The following is a 26146-nucleotide window of genomic DNA, read 5'->3' as shown; positions in this document are numbered from 1 at the left end:
CAGCCTTCGCTATCTCTAGGCGTAATTGATCTTCAATACGAAATATCGGTAGGACCGGCCGGTGCCGCCAATCAAACGTCGATCACTGCCCATAAGGAGGGCTTATGCCGGAGCTCAAGTCACGACAGCTGGTTTCGCAGCTTCCTCCGCTTCAGGCGATCCGGGTGTTCGAGGCGGTGGCGCGGCATCTCTCGTTCACCAAGGCCGCCCAGGAGCTTGGCATGACGCAGGCGGCGGCAAGCTATCAGATCAAGCTTCTGGAGGAGCGCATCGGTGCGCCCCTGTTCTTGCGCCAGCCAAAACAGATCGTGCTGACCGAACCCGGCCAGCGCCTGGCGCCCGCGGTCAGCGAGGCGTTCGCGCTGTTGAGCGGCGCCTATGCCGCCGCGCGCACCGGCGCCGACGGCGTGCTTTGCGTTTCGACGCTGCTGACATTTGCCTCCAATTGGCTGGCGCAGCATCTCGGTTCGTTCCAGGTCGCGCATCCGTCGCTGGCGGTGCGCGTCGATACTTCGAACAGGGTTGTCGACTTTGCCAGAGAGGATATCGACATCGCCATCCGCTCCGGCGGCGGCAACTGGCCGGGCGTCGAGACCCATATGCTTTTCAGGGCCGATTTCACGCCGGTCCTTAGTCCAAAGCTCGCGGCAAGCATCGGCGGCGTCAAGGAGCCGGCCGACCTGCTGCGGCTGCCGATCCTCGACCCGGGTGACATCTGGTGGCGGGACTGGTTTGCCGCCGCCGGCCTGCCGGTCGAGGAGCTGGCCAAGCGTCCCGGCACCAGCATGGGCGCGCAGGCCTACGAGGCCAATGCCGCGATTGCCGGCCACGGCGTGGCGATCGTTACCAAGGCGCTGTTCAAGACCGAACTTGCCGACGGCCGCCTGATCCAGCCCTTTGATCTGGTCGGTGACGACGGCCACGCCTATTGGCTGGTCTATCCGACGGCACGACGCAACGTGCCGAAGATCCGCGCCTTCCGCGATTGGATCCTGAGCGAGATCGCTTGCCAGTAGGCTGAATCCCAGCAAGCCCGAGCAAAGCGCCGGGCCCAATCAGCCCGGCCGAATCCTTCGTCAGACATGCCGCAAACGTCCCAGGCTTGCCGCTGCACAAGACCCGGCGTGCTGCGCTGCAGCAACGAATCCGTCTTGACATAATTCATCGCAAGTGAGTAATTGCTCAAAGCCAAGGCAAATGCTCATCTTGGTTTATGGGAGGAATTTTGATGAAACTTCGCACGTTCACCCTAGGCCTGTTCTCGGCCAGCGCCCTCGCTTTCGCCGCGCATGCCGAATCCATCACCATCGCCACGGTCAACAATGGCGACATGGTCCGCATGCAGAAGCTGACCGACGACTTCACCGCCAAGAATCCCGACGTCCAGCTGCAGTGGGTCACGCTCGAGGAAAACGTGCTGCGCGAGCGCGTCACCACCGACATCGCCACCAAGGGTGGCCAGTACGACGTGATGACCATCGGCACCTATGAAGTGCCGATCTGGGCCAAGCAGAACTGGCTTTTGCCGCTCGACAAGCTCGGCGACGATTACGACGTCAAGGACATCATCCCGGCCATAGCCGGCGGCCTGTCGGTCGACGGCAAGCTCTACGCAGCCCCGTTCTACGGCGAAAGCTCCTTCGTCATGTACCGCAAGGACCTGATGGAAAAGGCCGGGCTCAAGATGCCCGATGCACCGACCTGGGACTTCATCAAGCAGGCCGCCGACAAGATGACCGACCGCGCCAACGGCGTGAACGGCGTCTGCCTGCGCGGCAAGGCCGGCTGGGGCGAGAACATGGCCTTCCTGACCGCCATGTCGAACTCGTTCGGCGCGCGCTGGTTCGACGAGAACTGGAAGCCGCAATTCGACCAGCCCGAATGGAAGAACACGCTGCAGTTCTATGTCGACCTGATGAAGGCCGACGGCCCCGAGGGCGCGTCGTCCAACGGTTTCAACGAAAACCTGGCGCTGTTCCAGCAGGGCAAATGCGGCATGTGGATCGACGCTACCGTCGCTGCCTCCTTCGTTTCCGACCCGAAGAACTCCACCGTCGCCGACAAGGTCGGCTATGCGCTGGCGCCGGACAATGGCCTCGGCAAGCGCGGCAATTGGCTGTGGGCATGGTCGCTAGCCATCCCCGCCGGCACGCAGAAGGCCGACGCCGCTCAAAAGTTCGTATCCTGGGCAACCAGCAAGCACTATGCCGAGCTCGTCGCCTCGAAGGAAGGCTGGGCCAACGTTCCGCCGGGAACGCGCTCGTCGCTCTATGCCAATCCCGAATACCAGAAGGCAGCACCTTTCGCCAAGATGACGCTGGACTCGATCAACTCCGCCGATCCGACGCACCCGACCGTCAAGCCGGTGCCTTATGTCGGCGTCCAGTTCGTCGCCATTCCTGAGTTCCAGGGTCTCGGCACCACCGTCGGCCAGCTCTTCTCGGCGGCACTTGCCGGCCAGTCGAGCGTCGACGATGCCTTGAAGCAGGCGCAGGACGCCGCCACCGCGACGATGACCGAAGGCGGTTACATCAAGTAAGCTCCTCCCGGTGCCGGTTGCCAATGGCGACCGGCAACGGCCGCCCGAATCCCAGTTCGGGCGGCCAGCTTTCACACCGCTGAAAAACTTGGCCGACCTCGAAGGGTGACCGTCATGGCTACTCAGCAGACCCGTTCGCTTGCCCGTTTCATGATGGCGCCATCCGTGGTGCTGCTGCTGGTCTGGATGATTGTGCCGCTGGCATTCACGCTGTGGTTTTCCTTCCAGCAATACAACCCGCTCAATCCAATGCGCGACGGCTTCGTCGGGTTTTCGAACTACGCGCTGTTCTATTCCAACCCGGCATTCCTGCAGTCGATCCTCAACACGCTCACCATCGTCGTCAGCGTGCTTTTGATCACGGTGATTGGCGGTATTCTGCTCGCCCTTCTGCTCGATCAGCCGATGTGGGGACAGGGCATCGTCCGCATCCTTGTCATCTCGCCGTTCTTCGTCATGCCACCGGTGGCAGCACTGGTCTGGAAGAACATGATCATGCATCCGCAGTACGGGGTTTTCGCCGATATTGCGCGCTTCTTCGGCGGGCAGCCGATCGATTGGTTCGGGCAGCACCCGCTCCTGGCGATCATCATCATCGTTGCCTGGCAATGGCTGCCGTTTGCTACGCTGATCCTGTTGACCGCGCTTCAGTCGCTCGACGTCGAGCAGAAGGAAGCCGCCGAAATGGACGGCGCCGGCTTCATCAGCCGCTTCATCTATTTGACGCTGCCTCACATGTCGCGCGCCATAACCGTCGTCATCCTGATCCAGACGATCTTCCTGCTGTCGGTCTATGCCGAGATCCTCGTCACCACCAACGGCGGCCCGGGTTACGCCTCCACCAACCTGCCCTTCCTCGTCTATCAGAAGGCATTGCTGGAGTTCAAAATCGGCCAGGCGTCCGCCGGCGGTATCATTGCCGTCATTCTCGCCAACATCGTTGCTTTCTTCGCCATGCGCGCTGTCGGCAAGAACCTGGATAAATAAGGGAGGATAAGATGGCACGTGCAGTCACCACCCAGCACAAGACGATTGCTACCGCGGCCGCCTGGATCGTCGCGCTGCTGATCTTCTTCCCGATCCTCTATACGATCATCACCTCGTTCAAGTCGGAGCAGGAGGCTATCCAGGGCTTCAACCTGTTCCCGTCGGGAACCACGGAGAGCTATTCCGAGGTCCAGGCGCAGAACGGCTATTTCAAATTCTTCCTGAACTCGGTGTTCCTGTCGGTCGGCTCGACCATCCTGGCTCTGCTCGTCGCCATACCGGCGGCATGGTCGATGGCGTTTTCGCCGGGCAAACGCACCAAGGACATCCTGATGTGGATGCTTTCCACCAAGATGATGCCGGCCGTCGCCGTGCTGTTTCCGATCTATCTGATCTTCCGCGATACCGGTCTGCTCGACAGCCGCATCGGCCTGATGGTCATGCTGATGCTGATCAACCTGCCGATCGTGGTCTGGATGCTTTACACCTATTTTCGCGAGATCCCGGGGGAGATCCTGGAAGCGGCGCGCATGGACGGCGCATCGCTCTGGAACGAGATCATCTACGTGCTGACGCCGATGGCGGTCCCCGGCATCGCCTCGACCATGCTGCTCAACATCATTCTCGCCTGGAACGAGGCGTTCTGGACGATCCGGCTGACCACCACCGAGGCCGCGCCGCTCACCGCTTTCATCAGCTCCTTCTCCAGCCCGCAGGGGCTGTTCTGGGCCAAGCTTTCGGCCGCCTCGACGCTGGCGATCGCGCCGATCCTGATCATGGGCTGGTTCAGCCAGAAGCAGCTGGTCCGAGGCCTGACATTCGGTGCGGTAAAGTAGCGGGCATCGCCTGACGCAAAACGAAAAGATAGCCCTTCGGGGGAGGAAACCATGGGAAACATCACGCTCAAGAACGTCTCCAAATCCTTCGGGGCGACGTCCATCATCCCCGGCCTCGATCTCGTCATCGAGGACGGAGAGTTCGTCGTCTTCGTCGGCCCGTCGGGCTGCGGCAAATCCACCTTGTTGCGTCTGATCGCCGGCCTCGAGGATACCAGCGGCGGCACCATCATCATCGATGGCCGCGACGTCACCGGCGAGGCGCCGGCCAAGCGCAAGCTGGCTATGGTGTTCCAGTCCTATGCTCTCTACCCGCACATGACGGTGGCCAAGAACATCGCCTTCCCGCTGAAGATGGCGGGCGAGGACCAGGCGACCATCGACAAGAAGGTGAAGGACGCCGCGCGGATCCTGAACCTCACCAACTACCTCGACCGCCGCCCCGGCCAGCTCTCCGGCGGCCAGCGGCAGCGCGTCGCCATCGGCCGCGCCATCGTGCGCCAGCCGTCGGCCTTCCTGTTCGACGAGCCTTTGTCCAATCTCGACGCGGCGCTGCGCGGTACCATGCGGCTGGAGATCAGCGAGCTGCATCACCAGCTCAAGACCACCATGGTCTACGTCACCCACGACCAGATCGAGGCGATGACCATGGCCGACAAGATCGTCGTGCTCAATGCCGGCAATATCGAGCAGGTCGGCTCGCCGATGGAGCTCTATAAGACGCCGAAGAACCTGTTCGTCGCCGGCTTCATAGGTTCGCCGAAGATGAACCTGATCGAAGGCGCGCCGGCCGCCAAATATGGCGCCAAGACAGTCGGCATCCGCCCGGAGCATATGAACATTTCGAAGACGTCAGGCGACTGGAAGGCGACGGTCGGGGTTGCCGAGCATCTCGGCTCCGACACGTTTTTGCACGTCCAGGCGGATGGTGTCGGGCAGCTGACGGTGCGTGCCGACGGCGAGTTGGCCGCCCATCACGGCGACACAATCTACCTGACGCCGGAAAAGGCCAAGCTGCATCGTTTCGGCGCCGACGGGAAGGCGATGCTGCAATGAGGCTCCGGGGTAAATCGGCGCTGATTACCGGATCGGCGCGTGGCATCGGCAGGGCGTTTGCCGAAGCCTACATGCGCGAAGGGGCGACGGTCGCGATTGGCGACATCAATCTCGAAGCCGCCGAGAAGACGGCTTCGGAAATCGGCCGCAATGCCTACGCGGTAAAGCTCGACGTCACCGATCTCGCGTCTATCGATGAGGCCGTCAAGGCGGTCGAAGCCAGGGCCGGCGGCCTCGATATCTTGATCAACAACGCTGCTTTGTTCGACTTGGCACCGATCGTCGAGATCACCAAGACAAGCTACGACAAATTGTTTTCGGTCAACGTCGCCGGCACGCTGTTTGCGTTGCAGGCCGCCGCCCGTTCGATGATTGCCCGCGGCAAGGGCGGCAAGATCATCAATATGGCAAGCCAGGCCGGGCGCCGCGGCGAGGCGGTGGTTGCCGTCTACTGCGCCACCAAGGCCGCGGTCATCTCGCTCACCCAGTCGGCAGGGCTCGACCTGATCAAACACCGCATCAATGTCAACGCGATAGCACCGGGCGTCGTCGACGGCGAGCATTGGGACGATGTCGATGCCTTGTTCGCCAAGTTCGAGAACCGGCCGAGGGGCGAGAAGAAGAGGCTGGTCGGCGAAGCCGTGCCTTATGGCCGCATGGGCACGGCGCAAGACCTCACCGGCATGGCGGTGTTCCTGGCCAGCGATGAGGCCGAGTACATCGTCGCCCAGACCTATAATGTCGATGGCGGCCAGTGGATGAGTTGAGGGGGCGAAGGCGCTCTTCCCCCCGTCTCCTCCACGGGGGGAAGAGCCGTCCCGCTAAAGGGTAAAGCAGATGACCGTGAAACTCTCTTCTTCCATCCTCGCCAAGCTGCCGCCCAAGGTCGCCGGCCCGAAATACGATCGCGCCGCGCTCAAGGCCGGCATCGTGCATTTCGGCGTCGGCAATTTCCATCGCTCGCACCAGGCCGTCTATCTCGACGACCTGTTCAATTCGGGTGTCGGCCACGACTGGGCCATTGTCGGCGCCGGCGTCTTCGAAGGCGAGAAGGTCGGCCGCGGCAAGTTGCAGGAGCAGGACTGGCTGACCACCGTGGTCGAGCAGGACAGCGGCCATATGAGCGCGCGCGTCACTGGCGTCATGATCGACTTCCTGGTGCCGGGCGATGCGGCCGCAATCGTCGAGCGGCTTGCCGATCCGGCGATCAAGATCGTCTCCCTGACCATAACCGAGGGCGGCTATTTCATCGATCCGGCATCCGGCGTCTTCAATCCGACACATCCCGACATCGTTGCCGACGCTGAGCCGGGGGCGACGCCGAAGACCGTCTTCGGCCTCGTTCTCGCCGGGCTGCTGCGCCGCCGCGCCGACGGTATCGTGCCCTTCACAATCATGTCCTGCGACAACATTCCCCATAACGGCCACGTCACCTCAGATGGCGTCATCGGCCTTGCGCGGCTGATCGACGAAGGTTTGGCAAACTGGGTGAGCGAGAACGTTACCTTTCCCAATGGCATGGTCGACCGCATCACGCCGGCCACCACCGACCGCGAGCGCGGCATTCTCTCCAGCGAGTTCGGCCTCGACGACAATTGGCCGGTGTTTTGCGAACCGTTCAAGCAATGGGTGCTGGAGGACCGTTTCACCGACGGCCGCCCGCCGCTGGAAAAAGTCGGCGTGCAGTTCGTCAGCGACGTCGCGCCCTATGAGCTGATGAAGATCCGCATCCTCAATGGCGGCCATGCGACCATCGCCTATCCGGCCGGGCTGATGGACATCCATTTCGTCCATGAGGCGATGCAGGAGCCGCTGGTACGCGGCTTCCTCGACAAGCTCGAGCATGACGAAATCATCCCGACCGTGCCGCCGGTTCCGGACACCGACCTCGAAGATTACTACCAGCTCATCGAGCACCGCTTCTCCAATCCGAAGATCGGCGACACCATACGCCGGCTTTGCCTCGACGGCTCCAACCGCCAGCCGAAATTCATCATCCCGACCATCGCCGACCGGCTGAAGGCTGGCAAAAGTGTCACCGGCCTTGCGCTGGAATCGGCGCTCTGGTGTCGCTACTGCTTCGGCACGACGGATTCCGGTGCCGTCACCGAGCCCAACGACCCGAACTGGGGCCGGTTGCAGGCGACGGCCAAGGCGGCCAGGGACATGCCTGCCGCCTGGCTTGCCATGGAGGACATCTATGGCGATGTCGGCCGCTCGCCGCCGTTCGCTGAAGCCTTCGGCCAAGCGCTGAGACTGCTGTGGGCGGACGGCGCGCGCGCGACACTGACGCGCTATCTCGCCGGCGACCTCTGAAGCCGATCCAGCGCGATGACGCCTGAACTGGTCATTTTCGACTGTGACGGCGTGCTGGTGGACAGTGAGATGCTGTCCGTCTCGGCATTGCTGAAGATGATCGCGCTTGCCGGTGGCAACGTCAGCGAGGACATTGCCTACGAGCACTTCCTCGGCAAGAGCATGAAGAGCGTCCGCGAAATCCTCGCAAGCGACTTCGGGCTCGATCTCACCGAGCAGCATCTGACCGAGATGCGCTCCGAACTGATGCGCAGATTCCGCGATGAGCTGAAACCGATGCCAGGTATCGCACAGGTCCTGCCGAGGCTCGGCGTACCGTGCTGCGTCGCCTCCTCCGGCACCCTGGAACGCATCCGCTATGCGCTCGACGTCACCGGGTTGCTTGGGCTGCTGGAGCCGCATTTGTTCAGCGCCGCCATGGTGGCGCGGGGCAAACCGGCGCCCGATCTCTTTCTCCATGCAGCAGATAAAATGAGAGCGGCCCCGCGAAACTGCCTCGTCGTCGAGGACAGCCCGGCCGGCATCGAAGCGGCGCGGGCGGCCGGCATGCGCGTCCTTGCCTTCACCGGCGGCTCGCACACCGGCAACCCGGCATTGAAAGCGCGGCTTGCGTCGAGTGAGCCGGACTTTATATTCGCTGACATGCTGCAATTGCCCGATCTGATTGCAGGCCTGGGAGCGAGAGCAAGAACACCTTGACCAACAGTTTCGTTTGCGCGGTCGATGTCGGCACCGGAAGCGCTCGTGCCGGCATTCTCGACACCGGTGGCGCCTTGCTCGGCCGCGCCGAGCACCCGATCGCCATGCAACAGCCGAAGGCCGATCATGCCGAGCACGATTCGCAGGATATATGGTCGGCGGTGTGCATGGCCGTCCGCGCTGCCCGCGAAAAGGCGGGCGTGCGGGCCGAGGATATCGTCGGCATCTCCTTTGATGCCACCTGCTCGCTGGTGGTGCGAGACCGGCATGGCGGCCAGCTCAGCGTGTCCGTCACTGGTGAAAGGCGCTGGGATACCATTGTCTGGCTCGACCATCGCGCAATTGCCGAGGCCGACGAATGCACTGAAAGCGGCCACGCTGTGCTCGACTATATCGGCGGCGTCATGTCGCCGGAAATGGAGACGCCGAAGCTGATGTGGCTGAAGCGCAACCTGCCCGGAACATGGAACGAAGCCGGCTATCTATTCGACCTCACCGACTTCCTCACCTGGAAGGCAAGCGGCTCGCTCTCCCGTTCACAATGCACGCTGACCGCCAAATGGACCTATCTAGCCCATGAAGCGACCGGCTGGCGGCGCGACTTCTTCGAAGCCGTCGGGCTCGGCGATATCTTTGAGCACGGCAACCTGCCGGAAAAGGCAAGCCCGGTCGGTGCCGATATCGGCCCGCTCGGCGCGCAAGCCGCGACGGAGCTTGGCCTCACCGAAAAATGCCGGGTCGGCGCCGGCGTCATCGATGCCTATGCCGGCGCGCTTGGCGTGCTCGGCGGTTTCGCCGGTGACGCAACGAACATCGGTCGCCATCTGGCCCTGATTGCCGGTACGTCGAGCTGCGTCATGGCGATGTCGACCGATCCGCAGCCTTTCGCCGGTGTCTGGGGCCCATATTATGGCGCAGCCCTTCCCGGCCTGTGGCTGTCGGAAGGTGGCCAGTCGGCCACCGGCGCGCTGCTCGACCACATCATCCGCTGGCATGGCGCTGGCGGCGAGCCGGATGCCGCCATGCATGCCAGAATTGCCCGCCGCGTCGCCGAGCTGCGCGCCGCCGAGGGCGACAACCTCGCCGCAAGGCTGCACGTACTGCCCGATTTTCACGGCAACCGCTCGCCGCTCGCCGACCCGCATGCCGTCGGCGTCATCAGCGGGCTGACGCTGGATGCCTCCTTCGACAGTCTGTGCAAGCTCTACTGGCGCACCGCCGTCAGCGTCGCGCTTGGCGTCCGTCATGTGCTGGAAGCGCTGAACGAGAACGGCTATCTGATCGACACGCTGCACGTCACCGGCGGCCACACCAAGAACCCGCTGTTGATGGAGCTCTATGCCGATGCCACCGGCTGCACGGTGGTCGAGCCGCTGGCGGACGAGGCGGTGCTGCTCGGCACCGGCATGATTGCCGCCACCGCGGCTAGGCTTTTTCCCGATTTGAACGCTGCCTGCGTCGCCATGCAACAGGGCGGCAGGACGCGAGAGCCCAATCCGGCTGCCGCCGGCCGGTTCGATCGCGACTACCGCGTGTTTCTCGAAATGCACAGGCAAAGGCAGGCGCTGGACGCGATCCGATAAATCGGATCGGTTGCTATCTCTGGTTCCAGCGCCGGATGACCGGCTCGTCAAGGTCGTGCTCATAACCGAGCACGCTTATGCTGGCGGTATCCAGCACGAAAAACGCGCCGGCTTGCGGCGGCAGGCCGAGCCAGCGTGCGGCCAGCACTCTAAGGAAATGCGAGCTTGAGAAGACCAGGACATTGCTGCCGACCTCGCGCAACCGGCTGACGATCCGGTCCGCCCTCGAGCCGACATCCGTGGCGGACTCGCCGCTCGGGCAGCCGTCGCGAAAAAGACGCCAGCCGGGGCGCTCGGCGAGGATTTGCTTGGTGGTCAATCCCTCATAGGCACCATAATCCCACTCCGCCAGATCGTCCTTCTTCACGCCTGACGAGCCGAAGCCGGCCAGCGCACAGGTGTTGAAGGCGCGCTGCGACGGGCTCGACCACACCGCCGAGAAGGACAGGCCCTTGAGCCGCTCAGCGATCCGCCTTGCCGCTTCCTCGCCGACCGGCGTCAGCGGTATGTCGGTTCGGCCGGTATGTTTTCCGGACGCACTCCATTCCGTCTCGCCATGCCGAACCAGATAGATTTCGGGAAACGTGCTCATCAGGCTGCCTTTCAAATGGATCTGCCGCGACCATAGCGGCTTCCATAGCCTCTCCAACAGCCTGCATGGAGCTGACTGGCTTAACCCTTCCGCAAGTCAGCCTCTTGCCACCGGTGCCTATTTCATAGACAAACTCGCCGTAATGCGGAATCCGGCCGATCATGGCCGTTTTCCGCGCTGAGACGCGGCTTCCGGCTCTTGCCGACGTGCCGCAATCGGATAGGCGGAAAACTAGAATGTCTGCGATCGAAGCCGACGCTCGCGCGCCGGAAAACCTTTGGCGTCGGGAAATCAGGGCGATGCTGGCGCTCGCCTGGCCGATGGTGCTGACCAATCTCGGCCAGACCGCGATGACCGCTACCGACGTCATGATGATGGGACGGCTGGGGCCGGACACGCTGGCCAGTGGTGCGCTTGGTGCCAACCTCTACTTCATGCCGCTCATCTTCGGGCTCGGCCTGATGCTGGCGACCTCGCCGATGATGGCGACCGAGCTCGGCCGCCGTCGGCACTCGGTGCGCGACCTGCGCCGCACCGTGCGCCAGGGTCTGTGGCTGGCGATCCTCATTTGCATTCCGATATGGGCCCTTCTCTGGCACGGCGAGAGCGTGTTGCTGGCCATGGGTCAGGAACCGGCGTTGGCGCACCAGGCCGGCATCTATCTGCGCTGGCTCGAATGGGCGGTGCTGCCCTTTTTCGGCTACATCGTCCTGCGCTCGTTCATTTCGGCGCTGGAGCGGCCGGGCTGGGCACTGATCATCGTTTTCGTTGCCGTCGCCTGCAATGCCTTCTTCAACTGGCTGTTCATGTTCGGCAATCTCGGCATCCCTTCGATGGGCATCGCCGGCTCCGGCCTTGCCACCACTCTGTCCAGCACGCTGATGTTCGCCGGCATGGCGATGGTGGTGATGCTTGAGAAGAAGTTCCGGCGCTATCGTCTGTTCGGACGCTTCTGGCGCGCCGACTGGCCGCGCTTCAAGGGCCTGCTGCGGCTCGGCCTGCCGATCGCCGGCCTGCTGGCGTTCGAGGTGACGATCTTCAACGCGGCCGCCTTTCTCATGGGCCTGATCGATGCGGCTTCGCTTGCCGCCCATGCGATCGCCATCCAGATCGCCTCGATCACCTTCATGGTGCCGCTCGGCCTCAACCAGGCGGTGACGGTGCGCGTCGGACTTGCCCACGGCGCCGGCAATCCGGAAGGTGTCAGCCGGGCTGGCTGGACCGCCTATGTCGTCGGTGTCTCCTTCATGGCGCTGATGGGGCTAGTGATGATCCTGTGGCCGCATCTCTTGATCGGCGCCTTCATCGATCTGGGCAATCCGGCTAATGCCGAGGTGGTGGCGCTTGCCGTCTCGTTCCTCGCCTTTGCTGCGCTGTTCCAGGTTTTTGACGGTGCGCAGGCGGTCGCCAGCGGCATGCTGCGCGGCCTGCACGACACCAAGGTGCCGATGATCTATGCCGCGATCGGCTATTGGGGCATCGGGCTGCCGCTCGGCGTGCTGCTGGCCTTTCGTTTCGGCTTCAACGGCGTCGGCATCTGGATCGGCCTGTCGTCGGGACTGGCGGTGGTTGCGGCACTCCTGCTGGTGCGCTGGCTGCGGCGTGACAGGATCGCGCCGCCGCTGGTATTCGGGCGTTGAATTGCTGGTCGCCCGCTCAGCGGGCCGCCGCCCGCTGCTCGAGCGAACGTGCGTATTGCGTCAGCGGAAAGCACATGACGAAGAAGATCAGCGCTACCAGCCCATAGACTTTGAACGGTTCGAAGGTCGCATTGTTGATCGCGTTGGATGTCCTCACCAGCTCCTCGAAACCGATGATCGAGGTCAGCGCGGTCGACTTGATCAGCTGCACCAGGAAGCCGACGGTCGGTGCGCGGGTGATCGAAAACGCCTGCGGCAGGATGATCAGCCGGAGTTCATGCAGATAGTGCAGGCCGAGGCTGGCGCCGGCGTCCCACTGGCCGCGCGGCAGCGCATCGACGCCGCCGCGCCAGATCTCGGCGAGATAGGCGCTGGCGAAGAAGGTCAGGCCAAGCACCGCCGCGGTCCACGGCTCGATGCGCAGGCCCAGCATCGGCAAGCCGAAGAACATCAGGAAGAGCTGCATCAGCAGCGGCGTGCCCTGGAAAAGCGCGATGTAGCCGGAGGCAAACCGGCGCGCCCATTTATTCTTGGCGATCCGGAAGAACAGCACGATCATGCCGACCACGGCCCCGCCGACAAACGCGGCCAGCGACAAGAGCACCGTCCAGCGCGCCGCCAGCAGCAGGTTGCGCAGAATGTCCCAGAAGGTGAATTCGATCATGACACGCCGGCTCCGAGAAGCCGGCGGCCGCCGCCGACCAGCAGCCGGCGCAGCCCAATCGACAGGGCGAGGTAGACCATCGTCACCACGAAATAGGTCTCGAAAGCCCGGAACGTGCGCGCCTGCAGCATGTCGGCTTCATACGTCAGCTCGCGCACCGCGATCTGCGACACCACGGCGGATTCCAGCATCATGATGACGATCTGGCTGGTCAGCGCCGGATAGATCACCTTGAGCGCCTGCGGCAGCACGATCTTGATGAAGACCTGGCGCGGCCTGAGCCCAAGCGCCAGTGCCGCTTCCGTCTGCCCGGGCGGCACCGCGTCGAGCCCGGCGCCAACGATCTCGATCGTGTAGGCGGCCATGTTGAGCGTCATCGCCAACATGGCTGCCAGCACCGGATCGAGCCTGACGCCGATGCTGGGCAGCCCGAAGAAGATGAAGAACAGCTGCACCAGGAACGGCGTGTTGCGGATCACCTCGACATAGACGCCGATCGCCCGCTTGAGCAGCAGCGGACCGTTCCGCCGCCCTGCCGCGCCGAGGATGCTGAGCAACGTTCCCGCCAGCGTGGTGACAGTGATCAGCAGGATCGTCGTGGCCGCGCCGCGCGCGATTGCGCCTGTCGCCCCGGCAAGCCAGCCGAAGTCGAGGCTATAGGTCACTGGCCGTCAATCCTTGAGATTGGCGGGATCGAGCGGTGTCTTCAGCCAGGCCTTCGAGCTTTCGTCCAGTTTGCCGTCGGCCAGCATCTTGGCGACCGCATCGTTGACCGCTTGCTTGAGGCGGTCTTCCTTCTTGTTGAGGCCGATATGCGAGGGCGAGGTGAGAAGCTGGAATTTCTGCTCCGGCTTCAGTTCCTCCTGCCGGGCGAGCACCTGGGCGCCGACATCGTTGCCGACCACCATCAGTTGGGTCTGGCCCGAGATGAACGCCTGGATGACGGAATTATAGTTGTCGAAACGGCGGATGTCGGCCGAGGCGGGTGCCGCCTCGGTCAGCGAGGTGTCCTCCAGCGTGCCGCGATTGACGGCGATCGACTTGTCGGCAAGGTCTTCCTTGCCTTTGACCGAGAGTGCTGCCGGGCCGATGACGGCGATGTAGTAGGGTGCGTAGGCGGCGGCGAAATCGATTACCTGCTCTCGCTCCTTGGAGTAGCCGACGCTCATCAGCAGGTCGACGCGCTTGTCGGTCAGGTACGGAATGCGGTTCTGGCCGGTCACGCTGACCAGATTGAGCTTGACCTTGAGCTGGTCGGCGATGGATTGCGCCACGTCGATGTCGTAGCCCTTGATGCTCATGTCGGCGCTGGCCGAGGAGAAGGGCGGGAAGTCGGAAAAGATGCCGACATTGATGGCGCCGGCCTTGGCGATGTCGTCGATCGCGTCGGCATTGACGGCCTGCGTGGTGAAAGCAAAACCGGTCGCGCCGAGCATCAGCACGGCGGCGATGGACGATTTGAGTTTCATGTGAAGTGTCATTGTCATTCCCCTGCTGGAAGCTTGTTTGTTTGAGTGCAACCGCCGGCTCCAGCGCGGCGGTCGCCTTTGGATTCTCTGGTGGACCATGATCTTCTCCGAAAACCAGTTCCCACTTTCGGGATCATGGTCGAGCGTGTCAGCCCGCCTTGCCGGTGATTGCCGGGCTGAAGACCATCAGGCTGAGGATCTCGAACAGCACCTGCGCGCCGGCGTGCGCCGTGTTGGTGGTCGCGTCGTACTGCGGTGCCACCTCGACCACGTCGCCGCCGACGATGTTGAGTCCCTTCAGGCCGCGCAGCAGCTCGAGCACTTCGCGCGTCGTCAGCCCGCCGACTTCCGGTGTGCCGGTGCCCGGCGCGAAGGCCGGATCGATGCTGTCAATGTCGAAGGAGACATAGGTCGGGCCGTCGCCGACTATCCTGCGCGCCTTCTCGATAATGGCGGGAATGCCGAGGCCGGTCACCTCTTCGGCATGCACGACGGTCATGCCGGACTCATAGGTGAACTCCCACAGATATTCGGCCGAGCCGCGAATGCCGATCTGGATGGTGCGGCTCGGGTCGAGCACGCCGTCCAGCACCGCGTTGCGGAACGGCCCGCCATGGTGGAACTTGGTCATGTCGAACAGGCCGCTGGTATCGCAATGAGCGTCGATATGGATCATGCCCACCGGCGCCTTCTTGCCGACCGCCTTCAGGATCGGGTGGCTGATCGAATGGTCGCCGCCGACAGACAAGGGCAGGACGCCGGCGTCGACGATCTGGTTGGTGCGGCGTTCGATGTCGTCATGGCTGGTCTCCAGCCGGTAGCCGCTCTGGAACGGCACGTCGCCGATGTCGGCGACCTTCAGCTCATGCGTCGGTGCGCATTCCAGCACATGATTGTAGGGGCCGATGCGCTCGATGGCGCGCAACGCCCTTGGCCCGAAACGGGCGCCCGGCCGGTTGGTGACGCCCAGATCCATCGGCACACCGATCATCGCCACCTGCAGATCGCCGAAATCCGGATTGTCGGCGGCGATTTCACGATAGGGCGCCGCGAGGAAGGTCGGGATGCCGGAATAGGGCGCCAGTCGCGTGCCGGTCTTGGAGAAGATCTTGTCGGCGACACGCTGGAATTTCGGGTCGAACATTTCGCCGCCATGGCTCTCGCCGTATTTGCGGCGCAATGCTTCGAGCTTGCCGCGGTCGTAACCCATGTCGGTCCTCCATGGCTGGTGCGGCGCGCGGGCGGCGGCCTCGATAGCCGCAGCCGCCGGCTGCGTGCAGATTTCACGTCTTGATGCAATGCCTGGGCAAAGTGTCCCGTAGCTGCATTGAAAAATCAATTGATATTGTTAGTGTGTTATCTGTGAGAAAATCTCACAGAGCCCAGGGTCCAAATGGCCAAGCGTTTGCCACCGCTCAACCCGCTGCGCGCCTTCGAGGCGACGGCGCGCCACGCCTCGCTGAGCAAGGCGGCGGCTGAGCTCAACGTCACCCACGGCGCCATCAGCCATCAGATCAAGGCGCTCGAGCAATCGTTGGGTGTCAAGCTGTTCGAGCGTGCCGGTCAGCGGGTGAAGCTGACGCCGCACGGCGCCGAGTTGCTGCCGGCGGTGTCGACCGCCTTCGACGGCATTGCCGCCGCCACGCAGCGCATGACGAGACCGGCCAGCACCGGCGTTCTCTCTGTATCCTGCGTGCCGGCGCTACTGTTGCTGTGGATGATCCCGCGGCTGGGCAGCTTCACCTCGCAATATCCGGATATCAGGCTGACGCTGATCCCATCCAATGATGCCAAGGACGTCCGCGCACCGCACATCGATGTCTGCGTGCACTATGGTGACGGCAGCTGGACCGACTGCTGGATGCGCAAATGGTCGGGCCTCGAACTGTTCCCGGTGGTCAGCCCGACGCTGATCAACAACCGCCCGATCCGCACCGTCCGCGACCTCGCCGATCACGTCTTCCTGCATGGCGACGACGGCCGCGAATGGCATACCTGGCTGGCCGCCGCCGACGCACTGGACCTCGAGCGCGGCCGTCGCCATCATCTCGGCGATGCGCGGATGGCGACCGAGGCCGCGGTTCACGGCCATGGCGTGGCGCTCGGCGATACGGTGACGGCAAGCGGACTGCTCGCCAGGGGCCTGCTTGTCGCCCCGTTCAGTCTTTCCGTGCCGGCCGTCGACGATTTCTACGTCGTCTGCCGCAACGAGATGCGGTCGGCGCCGATCGTGCAATTGTTGATCGACTGGCTGTTTGCCGAGAAAGAACAGGCCGACCGCCGCGCTGACGCACCGGTGGCAGGCCGCATCGGCATTCGCCGCAAACGTCCGGCGCTCAAGGTGGTCGGCGCCAAGACCGCATCCTGAGGCGGAAACTGCCGTAGGCGCCGCTTGCAGCAGGGGCTTCTTTTTGTCGGGCCAGCCCGCAAAGCGGGAGGCGCGTTCAAAAATTCGATGCTAAGAGGCATTTGGAGCAATTCCAGGAAAAGTGCGCAGCGGTTTTCCGTCCGGAATTGCGCTAGACAAAAGCTAGAGCGAGCAACGAAGGCGCATTAAGCGATGGCAAAGACCGATATAGCGCGGCGCGTCTACAATCACACCTGGAAGCTCGACCCGATCGTCCGCAGCTTGCTCGACACCGATTTCTACAAGCTTCTGATGCTGCAGATGATCTGGGGCATGTATCCCAAGGTCGACGCCACCTTCTCGCTGATCAACCGCACCACCTCGGTCCGCCTTGCCGAGGAGATCGATGAGACGGAGCTGCGCGAGCAGCTCGACCATGCCCGCACCTTGCGCTTCTCTAAGAAAGAGATGATCTGGCTCGGCGGCAACACCTTCTATGGCCGCAAGCAGATATTCGAACCGGAATTCCTCGCCTGGCTGGAAAATTTCCGGCTGCCCGAATACGAGCTTTCCAAGCGCGACGGCCAATACGAACTCGCCTTCAGCGGTCCGTGGATGTACACGACGCTGTGGGAGATCCCGGCGCTGGCAATTATCAATGAACTTCGATCTCGCGCGGCCATGCGGGCGTTCGGGCCGTTCGCGCTCGACGTGCTCTATGCCCGCGCCAAGGCCAAGATGTGGGCCAAGACCGAGCGGCTGAAGGCGCTGCCCGGCATCCGCATCTCGGATTTCGGCACCCGCCGCCGTCATTCCTTCCTGTGGCAGCGCTGGTGCGTCGAAGCGTTGAAGGAGGGCATCGGCGAGGCCTTCACTGGCACCTCCAACGTGCTGCTCGCCATGGACAACGATCTCGAGGCGCTCGGCACCAACGCGCATGAGCTGCCGATGGTGTTCGCCGCGCTCACCAATTCGGAAAAGGAATTGAAACGGTCGCCCTACAACGTGCTGCAGGACTGGCAGCGCTACTACGGCGGCAACCTGCTGATCGTACTGCCGGACACCTTCGGCACCGCGGCGTTCCTGCGCGATGCACCGGACTGGGTCGCCGACTGGACCGGCTTCCGCCCCGACAGCGCGCCGCCGATCGAAGGCGGCGAGAAAATCATTTCCTGGTGGCGCGAAAAGGGCAAGGACCCCAAGCAGAAGCTGCTCATCTTCTCGGATGGGCTGGAGGTCGAGACCATCGAGGAAACCTATCGCCATTTCCGCGGCAAGGTGCGCATGTCCTTCGGCTGGGGCACCAACCTGACCAACGATTTCGAGGGCTGCGCGCCGACCGAGACCAACCGGCTAGACGCCATCTCGCTGGTCTGCAAGGTCACCGAAGCCAACGGCAGGCCGGCGGTCAAGCTTTCCGACAATCCGGCCAAGTCGACTGGCGACGAGAAAGAGATCGAGCGCTATTTGCGCATCTTCGGCCAGAAGGACCGCGTGGAGCAGTTGGTGAAGGTGTGAAGTAGGGGAACTCTTGCGCAGCATGAGTTCCTTCGCGCCCCCCTCTGTCCTGCCGGACATCTCCCCCGCGAGGGGGGAGATTGCGCCCTCATTGCTGCTTTCGCCAATTGCTGAAGTTGCAGAAGGAGAGCCGACGGCGGAACCGCCGATCTCCCCGCTTGAGATGTCCGGCAGGACAGAGGGGGGCGCTGTAGAGCGCTGCATTTCGGCAATCAGGCCCTTTCCCGGCCTCGTCGCTTCCTTGGCATTCCCATCCACGCCCGCCTTCGCCCACGCCTCCGACCGCGGCCATGTCCTGCTGCTTCCCACCGGCTACTACGTCGTCGGTGGCGCGCTCGCGGTTGCCGCCAGCTTCCTTGTCCTGGCTCTACTGCCGCCGGACTCCCTCGACCGCTTCTGGCGCAAACGCCTGCCGCTTTTTACCTTCGGCGACGGCGCGCGGACTGCCGTCAGCCTGGTATCCTTTGCCGGCTTTGCAATTCTGATTGCCGCCGGCCTGTTCGGCAGCCGCGATCCGCTTTCCAATCCGCTGCCGCTGACCGTGTGGACGCTGCTCTGGGTTGGCCTGGCTCTGTTGCAGGGGCTCGCCGGCGATCTCTGGTCGTGGCTCAACCCCTGGTACGGGCCATGCCGCGTCGCCTCGCGCCTGTCCGGCAGAACGCAGCCGAATCTGCTCCCCCAACGGCTCGGCTATTGGCCGGCTTTCCTGCTGTTCTTCGCCTTCGCCTGGTTCGAGCTGATCGACCCTGCGCCAGACGATCCGGCGCGGCTGGCCTGGGCCGCCGGCGCCTATTGGCTGCTGACCTTTGCCGCTATGCAGGTCGTCGGATACCGCGACTGGAGCCTGCGCGGTGAGTTCCTGACGGTGTTCTTTTCCATGGTAGCGCACTTCGCCATCATCGAGCGCAACGAAGACGGCCGGCTCAAACTCTGCTGGCCGGGTGCCAAGCTGCTCGGTGGCGCGCCGCTACCGCTCAGCGGCGTCGCTTTCCTGCTGCTTGCGCTGTCGTCTGTGTCCTTCGACGGCCTGTCGAAAACCTTCTTCTGGCTAGGCTGGTTCGGCATCAATCCGCTGGAGTTTCCTGGACGCACCGCTTTGATCGGCATCGGCAGTTTCGGTCTTGTGCTGAGCTTTGCCGTGCTTGCGGCCGTGTTCGCGCTAGCCGTCTTTCTTGGCCAGCACCTTGCCGGCAGCAACCATTCGCTCGGTCACGCCGCCGGGCTTTTGGCCTGGTCGATCGTACCGATCGCGCTCGCCTACCACTTCGCGCATTATCTGACGGCGCTGCTGGTCGACGGCCAATATGCAATTGCCGCTCTCTCCGACCCGTTTGCGTTTGGCTGGAACCTGTTCGGTACCGCAGACATGTCAATTGAAGCCGGCGTTGTCGCCGGCGCCGGCTCGGCGTGGTGGCTGTGGAACCTCCAGGCCGGCGTCATCATTGGCGGCCACATGCTTGCTGTGCTTGTCGCCCATGGCTTGGCCTGGCGGCTGCACGCCATTCCGGCTCGCGCCGCGCTCAGCCAGTTCCCGCTCACCGTGCTGATGATCGCCTACACCGTCCTCGGCCTATGGCTGCTTGCGACGCCGAGCGCCGGATGAACGAGGTGTGCGATGGCCGTCAATCGAACCTTGGGGAAAGCTCGCTTGCCACGTCAGAGCTTTGGTGATTTAGTTTGTACACATGCAATTTTCGCCCCTCTTAACAAGAGTGGCCTGCCTGCTACAGCCATTGGTCAAAGCTCAAAAACAAGGGGAACTGCCGTGACTGACAAGAATGGGTTTTTCGATCTCTCCAGATCCGCTCTCACCCGCCGCACGGCGCTGAAGGGCCTTGCCGCCGGCGCCGGTCTTGCCGTCGCGCCGGGTTTCGTGCGTTACAGCCAGGCGCAGAGCTCGGCGCCGATCAAGATCGGCTTCCAGTCGCACCGCACCGGCATCGGCGCCGCCTATGGCCGCTGGTACGAGAAGACCACAGCGGCTGCCGTCAAGGCGATCAACGATGCCGGCGGCATCAACGGCCGACCCGTCGAGGTGATCATCGAGGATGACGGCACCGATCCCAGCCGGGGCGCCGAAGTCGTCGGCAAGTTCGCGTCTCAGCACAAGACCGATATCGTCTACGGCACGCTGTTTTCGCATGTCGTCATCGGCTCGGCGCCGGCCGCCGGCGAGGCCAAGATGCCCTATTTTGTTGTCAGCGAAGGCCACCATGTCGCATCGACCAAATTGAACCGCTACGTCTTCCAGCCCGGCATCACCGATGTGAAGAGCCAGATCCAGTCGATGGCGCCGTGGATTGCCGCCAATGCCGGCAAGAAGGTGACGCAGATATTTCCCGATTTCGCCTTCGGCTACGACCATCGCGACTACCTGCCGCCGGCCCTGAAAGCGCAAGGCGCCGAGGTTATCGCCCAGATCGCCATCCCCCCGACGGAATCCTCCTTCACTAAATATTTCCCGCAGATCCCCGCGGAGACCGAGGTGATCTACCACGTCATGGTCGGCCCGGCGGTGCTCACCTTCGTCAAGGAGCTCGGCGAGTTCTACGGCTCCAATCGGCCGCAATTGTTCGGCTTCATCGATTCGCTCGAAGCCACCGACATCAACAGCCCCGGCCTCGAATTCCTCGACGGCAGCCATTTCTGGGAAGGCTCGCCGCGTTATGCGCAGCCCGATGACTCCCCTGCGCAGAAAGCCTACCGCGCCGCCGTCGGCATCGACGACAATGGTGCCGCCGTCGGCGACCCCAAGGACGTCTCCACCGCCGCGCATATGTTCGGCTGCTGGGAAACGCTCTACGTCGTCAAGAAGGCGATGGAGGATGCCGGCTACAAGGGCCCGGAAGACCGCGCCAAGCTGGTCGAGGCGACCGAGGCGTTGACCGAGTTCGCCGAGGGGCCGGAGCATCCGCAGGGGCCGAAAACCTTCAACGGCAAGATCCACCAGTGCTTTGGCATCCAGAACATCTCCAAGGTCGAAGGCGGCCGGCTGAATGTCGTCCACAAGACCAAGATCGAGGACGGCCTCTACGAGCCTGAGGGGGATTACACGACGCAGACGCTGTGAGCTTGGCTGCTGCAGCAAGCGTGAGCGCCAAGATACCCCCCTCTGGCCAGAGGGGGGTGCTTCGCGCATCCGCCGGTGCTTAGGCGATGCACTTCGGACCTCACCTGCTCCTCGCCGCCCTCGAAGGCCTCGTCACCTCCGCCGTGCTGGCGCTGACGGCGCTTGGGCTGTCGCTGGTGTTCGGCGTCATGCGCGTCGTCAATGTCGCGCATGGCGAGTTCTTCATGCTGGGCGCGGTGCTTGCCTGGGCGATCTCAACGGCGATATCCGGCCATCCGGCGCTCGGCTTCCTGGCCGCCCTGGTGCTGGCGCCGCTGATCGTCGGCCTGATCGCGCTGCTCGCCGAACGGCTGGTGCTGCGCCGGCTCAACTACAATCCGGAAGCCACCATCGTCGCCACCATCGGCATGCTCTACATCATCCAGCAATTGGCGCTGACCTTCTACGGCCCGGAGGCGCGGCCGGTGGAGCCGCCGTTCAGCTACCGCATCCTCCTGCCGTGGTTCGGCTATTCCGGCTACAAGCTGTCGATCATCGCCGCGTCGGCGCTGCTGCTGGTCGCGACCTGGCTGGTGCTGACGCGCACGAAAATCGGCCTCGTCATGCGCGCCACGCAATATGACAGCGAGACGGCGCAGGCCTTCGGCATCCCGGTGACCAGAGTCTATGCCGGTGTTTTCGCGCTCGGCGCCATGCTGGCTGCTGTCGCCGCGGTGCTGATCGTGCCGATCAGCCAGGCCCACTATCTGATGGGACAGGACCCGCTGTTGCTGTCGTTCATCGTCGTCATCATCGGCGGCCTCGGCTCGCTGCGCGGCACGGTCGTCGCCGCGGTGCTGATCGGCCTTTCCGACGGCATCATCTCGGTGTTCTTCTCACCGACGCTGGCCAAGATCATCGCCACCTTGCTCGTCGCCATGGTGCTGGTGTTCCGGCCGCAGGGCCTGTTCGGGACGACATCGCGATGAAGGATGCTTCGCCGGCAAAGCCATATGCGCTGCACCTCGGCGTCATCGCCCTGCTTTTCGGGCTTAGCTTCGTCCTGCCGGAATACCATCACGGCCTGCTCGCCCGCATCATGGTGCTGGCGGTCTTCGCCATGGGCTACAATCTGCTGTTCGGCTATGTCGGGCTGCTCAGCCTCGGCCATGCCATGTTCTTTTCAGCCGGGCTCTATGGCGCCGGCCTTGCCGTCATCCATCTCGGCTGGAGCGTGCCGGCCGCCTTCGCAGCCGGGCTTGCCTGCGGCGCGCTTCTCACGCTGGTGATCGGGCTGCTGGCGCTGCGCACCTCCGGCGTCGCCTTCATGATCGTCACTATGATGTTCGCGCAGGTATTCTATCTCGTCATCCTCTATTTCGCTGCCTGGACCGGTGGCGACCAGGGCATGGTCGTGCCGCAGCCGATGCGTGTCCTTGTCCTGGGCAGCACGTCGCTCGACCTCACCAACCCGACCGTGCGCTATATGAGCGCGTTGGCACTGTTCTCGATCGTGCTGCTCATAAGCCTGGCGATAGTCCGCTCCGGCTACGGTCGCGTGCTGGTCGCCATCCGCGAGAACGAGGAGCGGACCAAGATGCTTGGCTACGACACGTTCTCCAGCAAGCTCGCCGCCGTCGTCATCTCCGGCAGCATCTGCGCGGCTTCCGGCGCGGCCTATGCGCTGCTGTTCGGCTATGTCGGCTCGAGCTTCGCCTCGGTGCAATACTCCATCCTGCCGCTGCTCTGGGTGCTGCTGGGCGGTGCCGCCACCACGCTCGGTCCGCTGATCGGCACGCTGTTCATGTATTATGTCATCGACGTCGCCAGCGGCTACACCTCGGCCTATCTGCTGGTCGTCGGCATAGCGCTCATCCTGCTGGTGCTGTTCTTCCCGAGAGGCATTCTCGGCAGCATCCGCCAGCGCTGGCTCGGGTGGTTGCCATGATGCCGCTGCTCACCACCAAAGGCCTGTCGCGCAGTTTCGGCGGCTTGCGTGCCGTCGACGGCGTCGACTTCGCGCTGATACCGGGCGAGATTCGCGCCATTATCGGCCCCAACGGTGCCGGCAAGACCACCTTCGTCAGCCTGGTCAGCGGCCGCATCCAGCCCTCGTCGGGCATGATCGTCTTCGACGGCGCCGACATCACCAGCCTGCCTGCCTACGCCCGGGTTCGCCTCGGCATCGCCTATACGTTCCAGATCACCAGCGTCTTTGCCAATCTCAGCGCCTACGACAATGTTGCCCTGCCGGTGCAGCGCACGCTGACCGACGGCCGCTCGAAGGGCGCGGTTCACACCGGCGTCATGGCGGCTCTCGAGCGCACCGGCCTTGCCGACCGGGCGCAAATGCCTGCCGGGCAATTGTCCTACGGTCACCAGCGGTTGCTGGAAGTGGCAATGGGACTGGCACTGAAGCCGCGGCTGCTGATCCTCGACGAACCGACGCAAGGGCTTGCCGACAGCGAGATCGACAATTTCATCGAGCTGGTGCGCGAGATCGCCGATAGCGCCACCGTGCTTTTGATCGAGCACAACATGCCGGTGGTCATGCGGCTCGCCGACCGCATCACCGTCTTCAACGCCGGCAGGATCTTGGCTGAAGGCACGCCCGAGCAGATCCGCGCCAATGCCGCGGTGCAGGACGCCTATCTGGGGACGACCCATGGCTGAGGCCCAGTCCAAGGCACTGACGATCTCCGGGGTCGACTGCTTCTATGGCGAGGTCCAGGTGCTCTATGGCCTCGACCTTGTCTTGAACGAGGGCGAAGTGCTCTGCCTGTTCGGCCGCAACGGCGCCGGCAAGACGACGACGCTGAAGGCAATCATGGGCCTGGTGCCGGTAAGCTCCGGCTCGATCAGGCTCGAAGGGCGGGAATTGAGCGGCTTGCCGGCGCACGAGGTGCCCAAGGCCGGCGTCGCCTACGTGCCGCAGGGCCGGCGGCTGTTCGCCGAGATGACGGTGGCGGAAAATATCGATATCGGCCTGATGGCCCGCAACAAGGGCAAGGCGACGCGCGAAAACGTGCTCGATCTCTTCCCGCTGTTGCGCCAGCGCCTCAGGCAGCGTTCGGGCACGCTGTCCGGCGGCGAGCAGCAGATGCTGGCCATGGCCCGCGCCCTGTGTCTGGAACCGCAGGTGCTCCTGCTCGACGAACCGACCGAAGGGCTGATGCCGTCAATGATCGCCAAGATCCGGGAAACCGTGTCGAAGCTGCGTGCGCTTGGCGTGTCGACAATTCTTGTCGAGCAGCGTGTCGATGCCGTGCTGTCGGTCGCAGACCGCATTTGTTTCATCGAAAACGGCCGCAACCGCGAGACGGTCGATGTCGAGGAACTGCGTTCCGATCCCTCCGCGGTCCGTCGCTATGTCGGCGTCGGATGATCAGGCAAAGAACAGCAAGCCGGCAAGCAGGAATGTCGGGATCAGCACCGCGCCCGACCATGCCATATAGCCAAAGAAGCTCGGCATCTTGATGCCGCGATGCCTGGCAATGGCATAGACCATGAAATTCGGCGCATTGCCGACATACGTGTTGGCGCCCATGAACACCGCGCCTGCCGAGATCGCCGCCAGCGTCGAGGCGAGCTCGGTCATCAGATGCTGCGCATCGCCGCCAGCCAGCTCGAAGAACACCAGATAGGTCGGCGCATTGTCGAGGAAGGACGACAGCGCTCCGGTCAGCCAGAAATAGGCAAGGTTGTCCGGCGCGCCGGTCGGCGAACTGACCAGCAGCACCAACGGCGCCAGCGCGCCATCGAGCCCGGCCCGCAAGATGGCGACGACCGGCACGATGCAGATGAAGATGCTGGCGAACAGCTTCGCCACCTCGGCAATCGGCCCCCAGTTGAAGGCGTTTGCGCCGCGAAACTCCTTCGGCGAGACGACAAGCGAAGTGAAGGCCAGTATCAGGATGGCGGCGTCGCGCACCAGATTCTGCAGCTCGAGGCTGACGCCCTGAAAAGAGAAACTCACTCCCGGCTTCCAGGCAGCGGAAATCAGGATCGCGGCGATTACGCCGGCCAGCAGCGGGATGTTGGCCAGGCCGCGAATGCGCACCTTGCTGTCGGGCGTCGGATCCTTGATCTTCGGCGCGCCTTCCTCCCGGCGATGCATGATGATGTCGATCGCCAGGAAAACAGCCAGCACCACGCCGGCGACGAACAGCGTCTCGGGCAGCAGGTGAACTGTCGTCCAGAAGAAATCGACGCCGCGCAGAAAGCCGACGAACAGCGGCGGATCGCCCAGCGGCGTTAGCGACCCGCCGATGTTGGACACCAGGAAGATGAAAAAGATGACGACATGGGCGTTGAAGCGCCGGTTGTCGTTGGCGCGGATGAGCGGCCGGATCAGGATCATCGAGGCGCCGGTTGTGCCAATGATCGAGGCAAGCAGCGCCCCTCCCAGCAACAGCCCGGCATTGACCAGCGGCGTGCCGTGTATGTTGCCGGCAACGAAGATACCGCCCGAAATGGTGAACAGCGCAAACAGCAGGATGATGAACGACATGTATTCGGTGAGCAGCGCATGCAGCACCGCCTGCGTGGCGGACGGGATGCCGAAGGCGATGGCCAGCGGCCCGATCACCAACGCTGCCCAGAAGGCAGCGATCTTGCCGTAATGGTGCTCCCAAGCATGATGGAACAGCAGCGGGCCGGTCGCGATGCAAAGCAATAGCCCGGCAAACGGCAGCACCCACCAAAGCGACATGGCGGCGCCCGGCAATTCGTGCGCTTCGGCCGCGAGAACCGCTCTCGGAGAAAAGATTGCTGCAATAAGTGCAGCACTTGCCGTCAACGCCGCAAACCGCATGAAGCCCCTCAAAAGTCTGTCAGGTTCGGCTGGATGAC

General features: G+C 63.5%; 24 protein-coding genes. 18 read left to right on the top strand and 6 right to left on the bottom strand.

The annotated features are described in order from the left end of the window. Positions 1–104 precede the first annotated feature (104 nt). From gcvA (NKJ15_RS03255) to NKJ15_RS03215, 9 genes are all read left to right on the top strand, one after another. Positions 105–1016, top strand: a complete 912-nt coding sequence (gcvA, locus tag NKJ15_RS03255) for a transcriptional regulator GcvA (RefSeq protein ID WP_352814027.1) — start codon at positions 105–107, stop codon at positions 1014–1016. Between the two features lie 212 nt (positions 1017–1228). Further along, positions 1229–2539 carry an ABC transporter substrate-binding protein gene (locus NKJ15_RS03250; protein WP_352814026.1) on the top strand — a complete coding sequence of 437 codons (1311 nt, stop codon included), beginning with the start codon at positions 1229–1231 and terminating at the stop codon, positions 2537–2539. 114 nt (positions 2540–2653) lie between these two features. After that, positions 2654–3526, top strand: a complete 873-nt coding sequence (locus tag NKJ15_RS03245) for a carbohydrate ABC transporter permease (RefSeq protein WP_023676993.1) — start codon at positions 2654–2656, stop codon at positions 3524–3526. An 11-nt stretch (positions 3527–3537) separates the two neighbouring features. Next, entirely contained in the window at positions 3538–4362 is an 825-nt protein-coding gene (locus NKJ15_RS03240) for a carbohydrate ABC transporter permease (protein ID WP_023676992.1), read from the top strand. Between the two features lie 51 nt (positions 4363–4413). Continuing rightward, positions 4414–5418, top strand: coding sequence for an ABC transporter ATP-binding protein (locus NKJ15_RS03235; protein WP_023676991.1), 1005 nt, complete (start codon positions 4414–4416; stop codon positions 5416–5418). Further along, positions 5415–6185 carry an L-iditol 2-dehydrogenase gene (locus NKJ15_RS03230; protein WP_352814024.1) on the top strand — a complete coding sequence of 257 codons (771 nt, stop codon included), beginning with the start codon at positions 5415–5417 and terminating at the stop codon, positions 6183–6185. The genes NKJ15_RS03235 and NKJ15_RS03230 overlap by 4 nt, the downstream gene beginning before the upstream one ends. Positions 6186–6255: 70 nt before the next feature. After that, positions 6256–7734, top strand: coding sequence for a mannitol dehydrogenase family protein (locus NKJ15_RS03225; RefSeq protein WP_352814022.1), 1479 nt, complete (start codon positions 6256–6258; stop codon positions 7732–7734). Between the two features lie 15 nt (positions 7735–7749). Continuing rightward, positions 7750–8433, top strand: coding sequence for an HAD family hydrolase (locus NKJ15_RS03220; protein WP_352814020.1), 684 nt, complete (start codon positions 7750–7752; stop codon positions 8431–8433). Further along, complete coding sequence (locus NKJ15_RS03215) at positions 8430–10016, top strand: FGGY-family carbohydrate kinase (protein ID WP_352769565.1); 1587 nt, start codon at positions 8430–8432, stop codon at positions 10014–10016. Before NKJ15_RS03220 ends, NKJ15_RS03215 begins: the two co-directional genes overlap by 4 nt. A 13-nt stretch (positions 10017–10029) precedes the next feature. Here the strand turns inward: NKJ15_RS03215 and NKJ15_RS03210 are convergent, their stop codons facing one another. After that, positions 10030–10611 (bottom strand): histidine phosphatase family protein, encoded by a 582-nt coding sequence (locus NKJ15_RS03210; protein WP_352615148.1) that lies wholly within the window; start codon positions 10609–10611, stop codon positions 10030–10032. A 233-nt stretch (positions 10612–10844) separates the two neighbouring features. Here NKJ15_RS03210 and NKJ15_RS03205 point away from each other — a divergent pair, with 233 nt between their 5' ends. Beyond that, on the top strand, positions 10845–12248 hold the full coding sequence (locus NKJ15_RS03205; protein ID WP_352814018.1) for an MATE family efflux transporter: 1404 nt from the start codon (positions 10845–10847) through the stop codon (positions 12246–12248). A 16-nt stretch (positions 12249–12264) separates the two neighbouring features. On the opposite strand, the gene NKJ15_RS03200 is transcribed toward NKJ15_RS03205, so the two are convergent. From NKJ15_RS03200 to speB, 4 genes are all read right to left on the bottom strand, one after another. Continuing rightward, positions 12265–12912: an amino acid ABC transporter permease gene (locus tag NKJ15_RS03200; RefSeq protein WP_352539924.1), complete on the bottom strand. Its 648-nt coding sequence runs from the start codon at positions 12910–12912 to the stop codon at positions 12265–12267. Further along, positions 12909–13577, bottom strand: coding sequence for an amino acid ABC transporter permease (locus tag NKJ15_RS03195; protein ID WP_352814017.1), 669 nt, complete (start codon positions 13575–13577; stop codon positions 12909–12911). The genes NKJ15_RS03200 and NKJ15_RS03195 overlap by 4 nt, the downstream gene beginning before the upstream one ends. A 6-nt stretch (positions 13578–13583) precedes the next feature. After that, a complete protein-coding gene (locus NKJ15_RS03190; protein ID WP_352472382.1) occupies positions 13584–14393 on the bottom strand; it encodes a transporter substrate-binding domain-containing protein in 810 nt (269 codons plus the stop codon). A gap of 136 nt (positions 14394–14529) precedes the next feature. Beyond that, positions 14530–15591 carry an agmatinase gene (speB, locus tag NKJ15_RS03185; protein WP_352814016.1) on the bottom strand — a complete coding sequence of 354 codons (1062 nt, stop codon included), beginning with the start codon at positions 15589–15591 and terminating at the stop codon, positions 14530–14532. A gap of 183 nt (positions 15592–15774) precedes the next feature. Here speB and gcvA (NKJ15_RS03180) point away from each other — a divergent pair, with 183 nt between their 5' ends. The 8 genes from gcvA (NKJ15_RS03180) to NKJ15_RS03145 all read left to right on the top strand — a co-directional run bounded on the left by gcvA (NKJ15_RS03180) (position 15775) and on the right by NKJ15_RS03145 (position 24680). Further along, positions 15775–16749 (top strand): transcriptional regulator GcvA, encoded by a 975-nt coding sequence (gcvA, locus tag NKJ15_RS03180; protein WP_352814015.1) that lies wholly within the window; start codon positions 15775–15777, stop codon positions 16747–16749. A 192-nt stretch (positions 16750–16941) separates the two neighbouring features. Further along, on the top strand, positions 16942–18246 hold the full coding sequence (pncB, locus tag NKJ15_RS03175) for a nicotinate phosphoribosyltransferase (RefSeq protein WP_352472380.1): 1305 nt from the start codon (positions 16942–16944) through the stop codon (positions 18244–18246). Between the two features lie 163 nt (positions 18247–18409). Beyond that, positions 18410–19849, top strand: coding sequence for a hypothetical protein (locus NKJ15_RS03170; RefSeq protein ID WP_352814014.1), 1440 nt, complete (start codon positions 18410–18412; stop codon positions 19847–19849). Between the two features lie 162 nt (positions 19850–20011). Further along, the gene (locus NKJ15_RS03165; RefSeq protein WP_352615059.1) at positions 20012–21316 is read left to right on the top strand and encodes an ABC transporter substrate-binding protein; all 1305 of its coding nucleotides are present in this window, start codon (positions 20012–20014) and stop codon (positions 21314–21316) included. A gap of 86 nt (positions 21317–21402) precedes the next feature. Further along, positions 21403–22284 carry a branched-chain amino acid ABC transporter permease gene (locus NKJ15_RS03160; RefSeq protein WP_352455934.1) on the top strand — a complete coding sequence of 294 codons (882 nt, stop codon included), beginning with the start codon at positions 21403–21405 and terminating at the stop codon, positions 22282–22284. After that, the gene (locus NKJ15_RS03155; RefSeq protein ID WP_352814012.1) at positions 22281–23243 is read left to right on the top strand and encodes a branched-chain amino acid ABC transporter permease; all 963 of its coding nucleotides are present in this window, start codon (positions 22281–22283) and stop codon (positions 23241–23243) included. Before NKJ15_RS03160 ends, NKJ15_RS03155 begins: the two co-directional genes overlap by 4 nt. Next, positions 23240–23968, top strand: a complete 729-nt coding sequence (locus NKJ15_RS03150) for an ABC transporter ATP-binding protein (protein WP_352736693.1) — start codon at positions 23240–23242, stop codon at positions 23966–23968. The genes NKJ15_RS03155 and NKJ15_RS03150 overlap by 4 nt, the downstream gene beginning before the upstream one ends. Further along, positions 23961–24680: an ABC transporter ATP-binding protein gene (locus NKJ15_RS03145; protein WP_352814011.1), complete on the top strand. Its 720-nt coding sequence runs from the start codon at positions 23961–23963 to the stop codon at positions 24678–24680. The genes NKJ15_RS03150 and NKJ15_RS03145 overlap by 8 nt, the downstream gene beginning before the upstream one ends. Here NKJ15_RS03145 and NKJ15_RS03140 read toward each other — a convergent pair whose 3' ends face one another. Next, a complete protein-coding gene (locus tag NKJ15_RS03140; protein ID WP_352615052.1) occupies positions 24681–26108 on the bottom strand; it encodes a sodium:proton antiporter in 1428 nt (475 codons plus the stop codon). Positions 26109–26146 lie beyond the last annotated feature (38 nt).

This window comes from Mesorhizobium sp. M0207, assembly GCF_040321995.1.
Classification (GTDB): Bacteria; Pseudomonadota; Alphaproteobacteria; order Rhizobiales; family Rhizobiaceae; genus Mesorhizobium.
The sequence above is the reverse complement of the archived record's forward strand: the minus strand, read 5'-3'. Positions and strand labels throughout refer to the sequence as shown.

Bases quoted from the DNA above. Each gene is read 5' to 3' on its own strand.
- gcvA (WP_352814027.1), top strand. From the start codon at position 105: ATGCCGGAGCTCAAGTCACGACAGCTGGTTTCGCAGCTTCCTCCGCTT.
- NKJ15_RS03250 (WP_352814026.1), top strand. From the start codon at position 1,229: ATGAAACTTCGCACGTTCACCCTAGGCCTGTTCTCGGCCAGCGCCCTC.
- NKJ15_RS03245 (WP_023676993.1), top strand. From the start codon at position 2,654: ATGGCTACTCAGCAGACCCGTTCGCTTGCCCGTTTCATGATGGCGCCA.
- NKJ15_RS03240 (WP_023676992.1), top strand. From the start codon at position 3,538: ATGGCACGTGCAGTCACCACCCAGCACAAGACGATTGCTACCGCGGCC.
- NKJ15_RS03235 (WP_023676991.1), top strand. From the start codon at position 4,414: ATGGGAAACATCACGCTCAAGAACGTCTCCAAATCCTTCGGGGCGACG.
- NKJ15_RS03230 (WP_352814024.1), top strand. From the start codon at position 5,415: ATGAGGCTCCGGGGTAAATCGGCGCTGATTACCGGATCGGCGCGTGGC.
- NKJ15_RS03225 (WP_352814022.1), top strand. From the start codon at position 6,256: ATGACCGTGAAACTCTCTTCTTCCATCCTCGCCAAGCTGCCGCCCAAG.
- NKJ15_RS03220 (WP_352814020.1), top strand. From the start codon at position 7,750: ATGACGCCTGAACTGGTCATTTTCGACTGTGACGGCGTGCTGGTGGAC.
- NKJ15_RS03205 (WP_352814018.1), top strand. From the start codon at position 10,845: ATGTCTGCGATCGAAGCCGACGCTCGCGCGCCGGAAAACCTTTGGCGT.
- NKJ15_RS03200 (WP_352539924.1), bottom strand. From the start codon at position 12,912: ATGATCGAATTCACCTTCTGGGACATTCTGCGCAACCTGCTGCTGGCG.
- NKJ15_RS03190 (WP_352472382.1), bottom strand. From the start codon at position 14,393: ATGACACTTCACATGAAACTCAAATCGTCCATCGCCGCCGTGCTGATG.
- speB (WP_352814016.1), bottom strand. From the start codon at position 15,591: ATGGGTTACGACCGCGGCAAGCTCGAAGCATTGCGCCGCAAATACGGC.
- gcvA (WP_352814015.1), top strand. From the start codon at position 15,775: ATGGCCAAGCGTTTGCCACCGCTCAACCCGCTGCGCGCCTTCGAGGCG.
- pncB (WP_352472380.1), top strand. From the start codon at position 16,942: ATGGCAAAGACCGATATAGCGCGGCGCGTCTACAATCACACCTGGAAG.
- NKJ15_RS03170 (WP_352814014.1), top strand. From the start codon at position 18,410: ATGTCCGGCAGGACAGAGGGGGGCGCTGTAGAGCGCTGCATTTCGGCA.
- NKJ15_RS03160 (WP_352455934.1), top strand. From the start codon at position 21,403: ATGCACTTCGGACCTCACCTGCTCCTCGCCGCCCTCGAAGGCCTCGTC.
- NKJ15_RS03155 (WP_352814012.1), top strand. From the start codon at position 22,281: ATGAAGGATGCTTCGCCGGCAAAGCCATATGCGCTGCACCTCGGCGTC.
- NKJ15_RS03150 (WP_352736693.1), top strand. From the start codon at position 23,240: ATGATGCCGCTGCTCACCACCAAAGGCCTGTCGCGCAGTTTCGGCGGC.
- NKJ15_RS03145 (WP_352814011.1), top strand. From the start codon at position 23,961: ATGGCTGAGGCCCAGTCCAAGGCACTGACGATCTCCGGGGTCGACTGC.
- NKJ15_RS03140 (WP_352615052.1), bottom strand. From the start codon at position 26,108: ATGCGGTTTGCGGCGTTGACGGCAAGTGCTGCACTTATTGCAGCAATC.